The sequence below is a fragment of the Reinekea blandensis MED297 genome (assembly GCF_000153185.1).
GTDB lineage: Bacteria > Pseudomonadota > Gammaproteobacteria > Pseudomonadales > Natronospirillaceae > Reinekea > Reinekea blandensis.
This window is the reverse complement of sequence record NZ_CH724152.1, coordinates 1-13,802: the sequence shown is the minus strand read 5'-3', so window position 1 is coordinate 13,802 and position 13,802 is coordinate 1. Positions and strand designations below refer to the sequence as shown.

Sequence of the window (13,802 nt, the reverse complement as noted above, 5' to 3'; positions counted from 1 at the left end):
AGTTCTAGAACGAAAACATGGCTGATTTATCACACTATCGAAACATTGGTATCTTCGCGCACGTTGATGCGGGCAAGACCACCACAACTGAACGAATTCTGAAACTGACCGGTAAGATTCACAAGACCGGTGAGGTGCACGACGGTGAATCCACCACTGACTTCATGGAACAGGAAGCGGAACGTGGTATTACGATTCAATCGGCTGCGACCACCTGTTTCTGGAAAGACCACCGTCTGAACATCATCGATACGCCTGGGCACGTTGACTTCACCGTTGAAGTTTACCGTTCTCTGAAAGTATTGGATGGTGGTGTCGGCGTATTCTGTGGTTCTGGCGGCGTTGAGCCACAGTCAGAAACCAACTGGCGCTATGCAAACGAATCCGAAGTTGCTCGAATCATTTTCGTCAACAAGCTGGACCGTATGGGTGCAGATTTCTACCGGGTCGTTGACCAGGTGAAGAACGTACTGGCGGCAAACCCACTGGTCATGACACTGCCAATCGGCATTGAAGATGACTTTGTTGGTGTTGTCGACGTACTGACCAAGAAAGCCTACATCTGGGACGACACCGGCCTGCCTGAAAACTATGAAGTTCAGGACGTTCCTGCGGACATGGTCGACGATGTCGAGATGTACCATGAACAGCTGATCGAAACGGCCGTTGAAGTCGACGACGACCTGATGATGGCCTACATGGAAGGCGAAATGCCAACCATGGAACAGATCAAGGCCTGTATCCGTAAGGGTACTCGCGACCTGACCTTCTTCCCAACTTACTGCGGTTCAGCGTTCAAGAACAAAGGTGTTCAGCTGGTGCTGGACGCGGTTGTAGACTACCTGCCGTCACCGACCGAAGTTGATCCACAGGACCTGACTGACGAAGAAACCGGTGAGCCAACAGGTAAAGTTGCGACGGTCTCTACTGATGAGCCTTTCCGCGCGCTGGCGTTCAAAATCATGGACGACCGTTTCGGTGCTCTGACGTTTATCCGCATCTATTCTGGTGTGCTGAACAAGGGTGACACCATCCTGAACTCAGCAACCGGCAAAACTGAGCGTATCGGCCGAATGGTTGAGATGCACGCAAACGACCGTTCTGAACTTACCATGGCACACGCGGGCGATATTCTGGCCGTTGTGGGTATGAAGAACGTTCAAACCGGTCACACGCTGTGTGATCCGAAGAACCCTTGTACTCTTGAGCCTATGATCTTCCCAGAGCCGGTGATCTCAATTGCCGTTAAGCCGAAAGACAAAGGCGGATCTGAGAAGATGGGTATTGCGATCGGTAAACTGGTCGCTGAAGATCCATCCTTTCAGGTTGAGACTGACGAAGATTCTGGTGAGACCATCCTGAAAGGTATGGGTGAGCTGCACCTGGACATTAAAGTCGACATCCTGAAACGTACTTACGGCGTTGAGCTGGAAGTCGGTCAACCACAGGTTGCTTATCGTGAAACGATCACTGCGCCGGTTGAAGATTCTTACACGCACAAGAAACAGTCTGGTGGTTCTGGTCAGTTCGGTAAGATTGATTACCGCATTAAACCGGGTGAACCAGGATCTGGCTTCAAGTTCGTATCAACAGTTGTCGGTGGTAACGTTCCTAAGGAATTCTGGCCTGCTGTTGAGAAAGGCTTTGCCAGCATGATGGAAGAAGGCGTATTGGCTGGCTTCCCGATGCTGGATATGGAAGTTGAACTGTTCGATGGTAGCTACCACGCGGTTGACTCCTCAGCCATCGCTTACGAAATCGCTGCAAAAGGCGCTTTCCGTCAGTCGATTCCAAAAGCCAGCCCACAGCTGCTTGAGCCGATCATGAAAGTTGACGTCTTCTCTCCAGAAGACAACGTGGGTGATGTCATCGGTGACCTGAACCGTCGTCGCGGCATGATCAAAGACCAAGAGCCTGGTCCAACAGGTGTACGTATTAAAGCTGACGTACCACTGTCTGAAATGTTCGGCTACATTGGTCACCTGCGTACCATCACTTCCGGTCGTGGTCAGTTCTCTATGGAGTTCAGCCACTATATGCCTTGTCCGCAGAACGTTGCTGACGATGTGATCGCGAAAGAAAAAGAGAAGAAAGCCGCTAAATAATCGCGCTTTCAGATCTAAAAAAAACCCGAGTGCGTAAGCCTCGGGTTTTTTTGTGTTTTGCTTTCGATCAGCTCATGCCGTTATGACTCAGCTGCTTGCAGCTTCCGCCTACTGTTCACATGATTGTCAGATACCGATGATTTCAACATGCGCTGTTCAGACAATGCCAGCCAAACCAGTGGAATCACAATCATCCCGGAACCGATCAGCAGGTAAGCGTCCGGCACTTCACCGAAAACCACCCAGCCGCCCAGTATCGCCCAGATCATACCGGTGTACTCCGAACTGGTGATCTTGTTGGCTTCAGCCCATCGATACGCGATCAGTACGGTCATGTTGTAGCACAGAATAAAAAACGAAGACCCGAGCGCACCCAGGGCGATGTCAACGGTCACCGGAGTCCAGTGGAACAGGCTGATCACAGTCAGGGCCGGCAACATAAACACATGCATCACCAGCAACATCTCCATCGGTGACTGTTCTGCCGATAAGCGACGGATGAGCAGCACATTAATGGCCAACGAAAACGCGACGCCCACTGCCGCCAGGCTCTGCCAACCGATCTCAACCGGCCTTAAGATGACCAGCACACCCACAAAGCCGAACACCACAGCCGTTAAACTGGCGCGGGTCAGCTGCTCTTTAAATAATACAACCGCCAAGACCATGACGATGACCGGTGCGGCATAAAAGATCGCGTTGGCCGTGGCCAGACTGAGGTGGTTCAGCGCAACAACCATGCAGATCGTGCCAAAAACACTGATCTGAGCACGGACGACCTGAACTTTCCAACCAGACGCCAATCTGCGACGAGTGCTTCGTAAGACAAATGGAAACAGGAACACCAGAGTAATCAGGGTGCGTACCAGCACAAACTGAGCAACGGGGACGTCGCCGCTGTAGGCTTTCACGAACGCATCGGAGATCAGCGCCAGCGCGTTACCGATCACCAAGAGTAGCATGGCTAACGTTGTCCGATTCATAGTCTTCACTCCATTCACTCACGTTCAGGGAGCGCAGAGTAAGCGGCGCTTTATCTTCAATCAAATTGATAATATTGTTTACTATCGAAATTTTAGATAATAGAAGTGACCTTCAATGAAACTACCACCGATGAACGCATTACCGGTTTTTGAGGCGGTCGCCCGTTTGCAAAGTTTCAGTCGAGCCGCTGACGAGCGCAATCTCAGCCAAAGCGCGGTCAGTCATCAGATTCGGTTGCTTGAAAACTATCTCGGCGAAGCCTTGTTCGAACGACGCGGACGAACTACGAGGCTGACCGATCAGGGGCAGCAGTTTTACGAGACGGTCTATGCCTCCCTGACGGCGCTGGAGCGCAGTGCTGAGGACATTAAGGGCGTTCCCAGTACCACGGTTCGTTTGGCATTGTTCTCGTCGTTTGCCGTACGTTGGCTGATCCCAAACCTGACATCACTCCATCAGGACCATCCCAACCTCGCGCTGCAACTGGAAATGACCTCGGAGTCGCCGATACTGTCTGATCGTGTCGGTGATTGCTTTGTCACCCTGCATAACGACGTTCCCGGTTATGAATACCTGCCGATTTACCGGGAAACCCTATTTGCGGTCAGCAGTCGGCAATATTGGTATGAGCTGCTTCAGCGCCAGGGCTGCTCGTCCGATGCCGAACCTCCGCTGAGTATTCTCAGCAAGGCGACGTTATTGTCGACACATTCGATTTTCGATCGTGACCAGGAAGACTGGCGCCAGTGGTATCGGGCGAATCACAGCACCTTACCGGACGACATCCGGTTGCAGAACTTCAGTCACATGCTGTTAGCACTGGAGGCTGCCCGTCATCATCAGGGCATCACACTGACCAATGATTACATGGTTCAGGACCAACGCGATACCGACTTGATTCGGCTGCCTTTTCTCAGCTATCGGACCGGGGATGAGTTTTATTTTGCCTATAAGAGCAGCCGCCGTAACGAGAGCGCCATTCAACAGTTAAAGCAGTGGATGTTAAGCACCTGTCAGAAGACCGGCTTAAGATAAGCGTGGACATGACGACTCCACTGACGACGGGGTGGTCGGGAACACCCCGTCAGCCAGCTGAACGCATCAACTTGCGCGCTTGCGTCGATACCATAACAACAGACAGCACAATACAAGGGGCAGGCCACCCAGGCTACCGCCCTTCCCGGAAGATTTGTCTGGCTCACCGCTGTCTTCCGGATCGTTCAGCTCAAAATCAAGTCGAACGACCGCATATCCATTCGGGCTGCTCACAAGAAAGGTCAATGACACAGGCGAACCACTAAAATCCGCTTCCGAAAACCGCAAATTTACCCGATGGTTCTGAGCATCGTAATGCTCAAGCGCTCCTTCCGTCAGCTGAATCAGAGTCGGGTCAAGATCCAGCGACTCAAGAGAGTTGCTTCCGAGCGCAACGTAGTCCATTAGCGACAACGCTAACTGGCCGGTATCAGTCAGTTTTATCTGACGACTCGACAAGTCGACCGCAAGCGGACCCGCTATCAACGGATCATAACCAAACTGAATTTCATCCCGATCCAACAACCCATCGCTATCGGAATCCATCATCTCATACACGTTTGGATCGCGATTCAGAGTTTGCTCCCACTCAATCGACACGCCATCGCCGTCCAGGTCCTGTTCCGGATCGGATCGTTCCGCTTCAAGCGATCCAACAATCGGCAACCCCAGCGCTTGTTCATAACCATCGCTCAAACCATCTAAGTCGGTGTCTGCCTGAAACGGGTGCGACCCGGCCAGCATCTCTTCCAGAGCGGTCAGTCCATCGCCATCATCATCGCGCTGCGCTTCGGGGTGGGTGTCATTGCGATCAATCGGGTTAAACGCCACCATTCCAGCAGGGACGTTCTTGGAATAGGTCAACTCGAAGGCGTCATTTAAACCATCCAAATCGCTGTCAGGGTTATCGACAAGTGTGCCGGCGCTTAACTCCTCGGCATTGGTCAGCCCGTCACCGTCGTCATCGTTACTCGCCACGGGCCATTGCTCTGGGAACTTGAAGGAATCACAAATTGGAAACGGCGGTAAGGTTAACAAGGAGTCAAATACAGAAACGTCAAAGTCAGGGATCAGAAACGCAGGACGTTCGCGAGGTTTCTGGTCTTCTTTTAAAAGTTCAAGTATTTCTTCTGCAACGAGCGAACCGGTAAGGTCGTCCAACAGGTACGACTTGGCAAAATCCAATGAGTACAAAATCGTATCGCCATATTGGTCAATGACAGGATCAATGACGGCGGCAATCAAGGACATCAACTCCTCCCGAAACGGGATATAAGAAACACCGTCCTCGATAAACGAGATCCCATCTTCAACCGACAATCCGTCAATCACCTCATAAGATAACAACTGCATCGTGTCATCCACCAACTCAATGAAGCCATCTAACTCGTTGAAAACGACTTCCAGCGTCACACGATGATCCTCAATCGGTAATTCATCCATGGCTATTTGAAGCGCCTCTAATACAATGGCGATGTCGTTAACTTGCTCAACTAAGTCGACCGGCGCATCCAGATTAGACTGTGCCACTTCAACCGCCGTGAGTTGATTCATAGCGTACTGCTCCAAATCCTGCCTTCCGGGTAATCCCGGGGAATTAACTGAGCAACGTAAATTGTGGTTCAAATAAAACCGACCGACATCAATCAAGGTGGCCAACGACTGGCTTTCGCTTAACGCTGCGGCAATCTGCCGATCAATAGCATTTAACTCACCTTCCAGTGCAAAGGTGCTTAAATACAACGGCAATACACGGGTATCGTACTTCTTCGCGGCTTTACCGAAGCTCTTGGTCGCATCAATAACGGGTTGGAGCAAAGGCTTCAACGGGTCGTAAAAACTCAACAGCTTGGTAATGCGAGACGACGCAATGAAGGTTCGCCTCAACCGTTTGCTGTAACCTTTCAACTCCCGAATAGAGGCAATATTGGTCCTCAGTTGAGAACTCAGCATTTGCAACTGCGCGAGGCGAGCCGCTATAGAGCCAGGGTCACTTCCCCGATAGGTCTCGGATAACGCTTTCAGTTTGGCATCCAGGGTAAGGGTGCTTTCAAAAGCCTCTGATTGTTTCGCACTTAATGGCTGAACCGTTTTTGGTGCCACGGAAATGCCTTCGTTTTCGGTAGACAGTTCACGGAGAACAAGTTGGTATGGACCAAATGATTCAGGGCTCTGTACTCGGATATAACGGGCCACCGTCTGTCCATAAAACCGCACCCGTCCATCGACAACATCGACCGTTGTCGCGGTTATTTTGCCGAGCTGGGCATCATCGTCAGTGATGGGCCACTCAGATAACCACACCGTGAGTTGTTCAGCATCGTCTATCGGATTACCGGACACAAACTCGATCGTTTCAACCGGATAGTGTGCACCCATATCCAGTTCCCACCAGGAGGATTGTTCTTGAGTGGTGATGGCCGACGTGTCCACCGATCCATCAATGGCATTGGCGGCAACACCGTTGTCGTCGATGGAGCTTTGACGCGCATATCCGTAGGCGGTATTGACCTGAGATTGAGCTATTTGAACCGGTATGTAGCTTTCGGAAGGGTCTATGTGTAACTCAAAGTGCTCAGGTACCGCATTGGCGAATATTGCGCAATCCGCTCGATCCACCGTCAAGGTTGCGCCCGTCAAGTCGGCGCCACGAAAGTCAGCACCACTGATGTTGGCGTTGGTAAAATTGGCATTGCGCAGATTCGCCCCACGGAAACTGACCCCCAGCACCTCTGAATTGCTGAAATCGACCCCTTCCAGATTCGCCAGCGCAAAGTTTACGTTGTCCAAATACTGATTGAAGGGCGCGTCTTCACCGGAGGAAAAATCATAGCCAATGAAGGAGCCCCCTTGTAAGTTCAGATTTTCCCAGAAGCGATCCGGACCAAACTCAGTATAGAAAGTCGTTCTTTTAGGGTCCGAGTTATCCGTTTGCGCCTGGCTGTACATAAAGTCCGCGCATTGTTCATTGATGTAGTCCGGCATCTCATAATCGGCCGGCGCTGGGCTGGACACTGTTGTTGGTTCCAGGTCCCCAAACAACTCGATCCCGCCAAATCTTAAGATCTGATTCTCAGGGGTACGGGGGCGTTGAATGCGCAGATAGCGTACATTACGTTGAACCGGAATTTCGTAATAGGGCTGATCTTCACTGAAAGGATAGTACCGGCTGATGGAGTCCTGATCGGACTGAGCTAAAGGATTTCCGGACATCGGCCATTCCGACACCAGTAAGACCGCCCCTTCTAAATCACCATAGGCTTCATTGCGGATGCGAATGGAATCGATGTAATGAGAATGGCCCAGGTCCCATTGCCAGAAAGGCGATTCTGCCGGGTAGGATGCCCACCAATCCTCAATCCCTGTTTTGTCTTTCATATCCCAATGGGCATAAACCGGGTCATGCCGATAAATATGAGAGGAAACTGCTTCATCGCTATCGGCAGCGTTGGTTGAGACCCCCGACTGCCAGCTGCGATGGCTATCATTGTGATCCGTGTCGGGATTCCGCGAGAGTATGTCCTTGAGCAGTAGAGCCGGGGCAATGTTGCGGGGACCGTAGAAAGATTCGTAGTTGTCTGCCCAGCTTTCAATCGTGACACCATCCAGGCAACTCAAATCTGATGCTTCAAGGCCTCTAAAAAGACCGAACCCGGCTAAGCCATAAACGACGTCGTACTGAGACCCGGGCGGGGCCTGAACAATCACCAGCTCTGTATCTGTAAAGGTCGTTTCAACACCACAAAGACTTGTGGATAAGTTTGACCATTGTCCACCATTCGTCCAAAAGGAGAATTGAACGTTATAAAAGTTAGATCCAATGTGCTTTACCTTTGCCATGTGGAGATCTAACTCAGCTCGACTAAAGTCCGTTTTTAGGAACTCTACGGTATCGTCGCTTAGTACATCGTCAAGCTCCCTAACACTTCGGTAGTAGCCGGTATTAGAAAAGTCACTCTGCAAAAAGTAACTTCCGCCAAAATCAACATCTTCGAACGTCTTGCCGGAAAAATCGCCCATCTCGACAGTCTGGCCTGCAAACTTACAGCGGTTATAAGTCCCGGTTCCGCTTTCATCGGTGATAGTGCTGTCGCAATCAGGGAAATCCGATGCCACCGCATGACCCAGCCCCAACATCAAAATAGCCATGATGTCGGTATACACTGATAACGAAGCCCTTTTCATGCTCATCCCTCTCCAGTTTTTTTCCGGACAGTTTAATGGCGAGGCCTCGGGTTTACCGCACACAAAGAGATTTTGCGCATTTTCGACTGGATTTTGGAAGATATGGACAGTTTCAACGTTCGTCTTCGTTCAAAAACCGTCGATATTGTTTAGAAAAGTAACTGACGTTGGTGAACCCGACAGAATCCGCAGCTTCTGAAAGCGTACGTACCTGACCTGATTCAATCAGATCATGAGCTCGCCTCATGCGATATAACCGGATCAGCTGAATCGGGGTCTTTCCAAAATATTCATTACAGCGCCGCCTAAAAGTAGAGTCAGTCATATGAAGTGACTGTGCCAGAACATCCACGGTCAGAGCCTTATCGGAAAGCTGGTGTGTCAATATCGAATGAACTTTATTCATGAAGGGGTGTTCAAACGGCGTTTCTGGCTGTTGCACTGCACTTGCTCTGTTGTCGCTGGAGCGCTGATTTAGTGTCATCGTTTCGAAGTCGGCACCCGGCTTCCTGCTGTTCATGGTTTCATCAGAAAGCTGATTTACCACCCTATTTTTCAGGTCAGCTTCAAGCTTTGATGCGTATCGTGACCGAATTTCTTCAGCCAGTGCAACGGCTTCCAGTTTATCCCGGTAGGCTTGTTGAAACGCCATACTAATCGCAATGGCCAACCCCAGCAGCTCAGCATAGGAAAATGAGTAAAAACCATATTGCCGAAGCCACTGAAATAACTCTGGCTTGGCAATCGCCAGCAATGGACCGAGACGAACATCATTAATCAAAATCTCAATAACAAAGCCGAGATGAAACAACGCATTGGTGAGCACCAAAACGATGACGACACGGTCTTTGATGTGCCCAGTACGGTAAAGAAAGACAACGACGATGAGGAAATTAACGAGCATGTACAGCTGAATAAAGGTCAGAGCCATCTGATATTGAAGCTGAGAGCCAAACAAAACCAACATGGCAAGCGAAGTGATGAACAGCGTTTGCCAGACTTTTTTTCTGAAGATCCAAAGCCCGGAGTTTGGAACTAAAAAGCTCACAAAGTCTTTCAGAATCATCAAATAGAAAAATGCACCAGACAGTGCAATAGTAAACAGCAAATAGTAGATAAGCCGCTCATCAACATCGCCCAACGAACGAGTCATCAAACCTTCGAACAGGCCATTAACCAGGGCGAGCCCTAAAAGAAAAAACGTGTAAGACAAGAACAGCGGATGCTTGGTTAAAATTGCCTGGGACAAACTAAAAAACATCACAAACAGCAGTGTACTGAGATAAAAGGTGATGATGACGAGGTCTGACTGCTCAAGCGTTTTGAACGTTTGCGGGGAATACCAACTCAGCGAAATGAAATCGTAAGCCGGCATTGGTGCAACTCTAAGGTAGAGGTAATCGCCCGTCGTGCTTTCTGGGTTAATCGACACCGCAGCAAAACGACCTTGAACGGGTTCCAGTTGGCGAATCTGATAGACGCCGTTACTTTTAACTTTACGATAAAACTCAACATGTTGCCGAATGCCGGTACCAGCACTTAATACCATGTCTCGTGTTGGAAGATCAGTGAGTAGCACCCGGAGAAGATAGTGAGAGGAGTCGCTTGAAAATCTTAGGATTCCGTCATCGTTCTGCTGCCAAGACTCCTGCACCTGTGCGAGGGTAACGGGTGTATCGGAACCGATGACCTGATAATCAAAGTTAACGGGATACTCTCCCAACGCCGTTGTTGCCAATAAAAGAAAAGTGATTGCCAGACTGAGTTTCCAGCCTTTTAAATGATTCCTTGATACCAAAACGGTGACTCTGTCGAATGTTATGAAACAGGTGGATCAATATATCGACATAATCGCGCCGATGACAGGCTGGCGGCTGCGAGAAGGAGCCTTCAGCGAATAGCTGCAAGCTGCAAGCTGCAAGCTGCAAGCTGCAAGCTGCAAGCTGCAAGCTGCAAGCTGCAAGCTGCAAGCTGCAAGCTGCAAGCTGCAAGCGATCAGCATGAGGCGGCTTCAAGCCGCGTCAAGGGAAGGACGCGCCACCTTAACCAATGCTCGGTGTCGGAGCGAGCCTGCTCGCGATCCTATTCAGGCGCGATTGCTAAGCGATCGCCTGCCGGCAGGCTCTTACAGACCGCTCACCTTTCCCGCAGGCCATAAAAAACCCCAGCAAGTCGCCTTGCTGGGGTTCGGTTTGGGAGCCTGACGATGACCTACTCTCACATGGGGAAGCCCCACACTACCATCGGCGATGCGTCGTTTCACGGCTGAGTTCGGTATGGAATCAGGTGGGTCCAACGCTCTATGGTCGTCAAGCAAACTGGCTGGGATTGCATCAGCTGGTACGTGTTAGCTCATGCCCCAATTCGTTTACTAATAAAGTTCTCTTTGCTTTCGCTTCTTCACTGCAGCCCTTCCGGGTACCAACTCTTGGCTTTCTCAGCCTCGTATCCAATATCTTTCTTCGCACAACCTTGCGCACATAAACACCTTGGGCGTTATATGGCCAAGCCTCACGGGCAATTAGTACAGGTTAGCTCAACGCCTCACAACGCTTACACACCCTGCCTATCAACCAGTTAGTCTTACTGGGCCCTTTAGGAGACTCGAAGTCTCAGGGAAAACTTATCTTGAAGGGGGCTTCCCGCTTAGATGCTTTCAGCGGTTATCCCGTCCGAACGTAGCTACCGGGCAATGCCATTGGCATGACAACCCGAACACCAGAGGTTCGTCCACTCCGGTCCTCTCGTACTAGAGCAGCTCTTCTCAATTTTCCACGTCCACGGCAGATAGGGACCGAACTGTCTCACGACGTTCTAAACCAAGCTCGCGTACCACTTTAAATGGCGAACAGCCATTACCCTTGGGAACGGGCTTCAGCCCCAGGATGTGATGAGCCAACACTCAAGTGCAAACACCGCCGTCGATGTGAACTCTTGGGCGGTATCAGCCTGTTATCCCCGGAGTACCTTTTATCCGTTGAGCGATGGCCCTTCCATACAGAACCACCGGATCACTATGACCTACTTTCGTACCTGCTCGACTTGTCTGTCTCGCAGTCAAGCTGGCTTGTGCCATTACACTAACCTCCTGATTTCCGACCAGGATTAGCCAACCTTCGTGCTCCTCCGTTACTCTTTGGGAGGAGACCGCCCCAGTCAAACTACCCACCACACACGGTCCGCAACCCCGTATAGGGGCCCGCGTTAGAACCTCAAAGGTATCAGGGTGGTATTTCAAGGTTGGCTCCACAGCAACTGGCGTCACTGCTTCAAAGCCTCCCACCTATCCTACACAAATACATTCAAAGTCCAGTGTGAAGCTATAGTAAAGGTTCACGGGGTCTTTCCGTCTAGCCGCGGATACACTGCATCTTAACAGCGATTTCAATTTCACTGAGTCTCGGGTGGAGACAGCGCCCCCATCGTTACACCATTCGTGCAGGTCGGAACTTACCCGACAAGGAATTTCGCTACCTTAGGACCGTTATAGTTACGGCCGCCGTTTACCGGGGCTTCGATCAAGAGCTTCGCTTACGCTAACCCCATCAATTAACCTTCCGGCACCGGGCAGGTGTCACACCCTATACGTCCACTTTCGTGTTAGCAGAGTGCTGTGTTTTAAGTAAACAGTCGCAGGGGCCTGGTATCTTCGACCAGCCTCAGCTTAAGGAGCAAGTCCCATCACCAAGGCCGGCGTGCCTTCTCCCGAAGTTACGGCACCATTTTGCCTAGTTCCTTCACCCGAGTTCTCTCAAGCGCCTTGGTATTCTCTACCTGATCACCTGTGTCGGTTTAGAGTACGGTTCCAATACAGCTGGAGCTTAGAGGCTTTTCCTGGAAGCAGGGCATCAATTACTTCGGGCTCCGTAGAACCACCGTCATCACCTCTCAGCCTTACGAAGAACCGGATTTACCTAATTCTTCAGCCTACAAGCTTGAACCACGACAACCAACGCGTGGCTAACCTAGCCTTCTCCGTCCCCCCTTCGCACTGTATTGAAGTACCGGAATATTAACCGGTTTCCCATCGACTACGCTTCTCAGCCTCGCCTTAGGGGCCGACTCACCCTGCCCCGATTAACGTTGGACAGGAACCCTTGATCTTTCGGCGTGCGGGTTTTTCACCCGCATTATCGTTACTCATGTCAGCATTCGCACTTCTGATACCTCCAGCATGCTTCTCAACACACCTTCAACGGCTTACAGAACGCTCCTCTACCACTTGCCAAAGGCAAGTCCGTAGCTTCGGTACTATGTTTGAGCCCCGTTATATCTTCCGCGCAGGCCGACTCGACTAGTGAGCTATTACGCTTTCTTTAAAGGATGGCTGCTTCTAAGCCAACCTCCTAGCTGTCTGAGCCTTCCCACATCGTTTCCCACTTAACATAGATTTTGGGACCTTAGCTGACGGTCTGGGTTGTTTCCCTTTCCACGACGGACGTTAGCACCCGCCGTGTGTCTCCCGGATAGTACTCACTGGTATTCGGAGTTTGCAAAGGGTTGGTAAGTCGGGATGACCCCCTAGCCTTAACAGTGCTCTACCCCCAGTGGTATTCGTCCGAGGCGCTACCTAAATAGCTTCGAGAGACCAGCTATCTCGAGTTTGATTGCCTTTCACCCCCAGCCCACAGTCATCCGCTACTTTCAACGTAGTCGGTCGGTCCTCCAATTGATGTTACTCAATCTTCAACCTGCCCATGCTAGATCACTCGGTTTCGGGTCTACACCTTGCGACTGGACGCCCAGTTAAGACTCGGTTTCCCTACGGCTCCCCTATACGGTTAACCTCGCCACAAAATGTAAGTCGCTGACCCATTATACAAAAGGTACGCAGTCACCCCACAAGGAGGCTCCCACTGCTTGTACGTACACGGTTTCAGGTTCTATTTCACTCCCCTCACAGGGGTTCTTTTCGCCTTTCCCTCACGGTACTGGTTCACTATCGGTCAATCAGGAGTATTTAGCCTTGGAGGATGGTCCCCCCATATTCAGTCAAGATTTCTCGTGTCCCGACCTACTCGATTTCATGCTGTTTGGTTTTCGTGTACGGGGCTATCACCCACTATGGCGGCACTTTCCAGAGCCTTCCACTAACGTCCACAACACTTAAGGGCTGTTCCCCGTTCGCTCGCCACTACTTAGGGAATCTCGGTTGATTTCTTTTCCTCCGGGTACTTAGATGTTTCAGTTCCCCGGGTTCGCCTCCATGAGCCTATGTATTCAGCTCAGGATACCTGCCTTATGACAGGTGGGTTTCCCCATTCGGATATTCTCGGATTAACGCTTGTTTATCAGCTCCCCGAGACTTTTCGCAGATTACCACGTCCTTCATCGCCTCTGATTGCCAAGGCATCCACCGTGTACGCTTAATCACTTGACCATATAACCCGAAGGCGTCTATGAACAAGGATCGTACGATAATATTAGATACGCTTGAGTCAGTATGTGATTAAAACAAGGTCGGCTAAAACCTGCCTTAATCACCTACAGTTC

Annotated in this window: 5 protein-coding genes and 2 rRNA genes; 2 read left to right on the top strand and 5 right to left on the bottom strand. The window is 50.7% G+C overall.

Annotated features, from left to right (window positions below):
- Positions 1-17: 17 nt before the first annotated feature.
- Positions 18-2,105 (top strand): elongation factor G, encoded by a 2,088-nt coding sequence (fusA, locus tag MED297_RS11710; protein WP_008045174.1) that lies wholly within the window; start codon positions 18-20, stop codon positions 2,103-2,105.
- An 80-nt stretch (positions 2,106-2,185) separates the two neighbouring features.
- Here fusA and MED297_RS11705 read toward each other — a convergent pair whose 3' ends face one another.
- On the bottom strand, positions 2,186-3,088 hold the full coding sequence (locus tag MED297_RS11705; protein ID WP_008045172.1) for a DMT family transporter: 903 nt from the start codon (positions 3,086-3,088) through the stop codon (positions 2,186-2,188).
- A 115-nt stretch (positions 3,089-3,203) separates the two neighbouring features.
- On the opposite strand from MED297_RS11705, the gene MED297_RS11700 reads away from it, so the two are divergent.
- Entirely contained in the window at positions 3,204-4,124 is a 921-nt protein-coding gene (locus MED297_RS11700; protein ID WP_008045170.1) for a LysR family transcriptional regulator, read from the top strand.
- A 66-nt stretch (positions 4,125-4,190) separates the two neighbouring features.
- On the opposite strand, the gene MED297_RS11695 is transcribed toward MED297_RS11700, so the two are convergent.
- The 4 genes from MED297_RS11695 to MED297_RS11680 all read right to left on the bottom strand — a co-directional run bounded on the left by MED297_RS11695 (position 4,191) and on the right by MED297_RS11680 (position 13,689).
- Positions 4,191-8,315, bottom strand: a complete 4,125-nt coding sequence (locus MED297_RS11695; protein WP_008045167.1) for a pentapeptide repeat-containing protein — start codon at positions 8,313-8,315, stop codon at positions 4,191-4,193.
- 106 nt (positions 8,316-8,421) lie between these two features.
- Positions 8,422-10,107, bottom strand: coding sequence for a helix-turn-helix domain-containing protein (locus MED297_RS11690; protein ID WP_154650924.1), 1,686 nt, complete (start codon positions 10,105-10,107; stop codon positions 8,422-8,424).
- A gap of 400 nt (positions 10,108-10,507) precedes the next feature.
- A 5S ribosomal RNA gene (rrf, locus tag MED297_RS11685) occupies positions 10,508-10,623 on the bottom strand.
- Positions 10,624-10,809: 186 nt separating this feature from the next.
- Positions 10,810-13,689, bottom strand: a 23S ribosomal RNA gene (locus tag MED297_RS11680).
- Between the last annotated feature and the right edge of the window lie 113 nt (positions 13,690-13,802).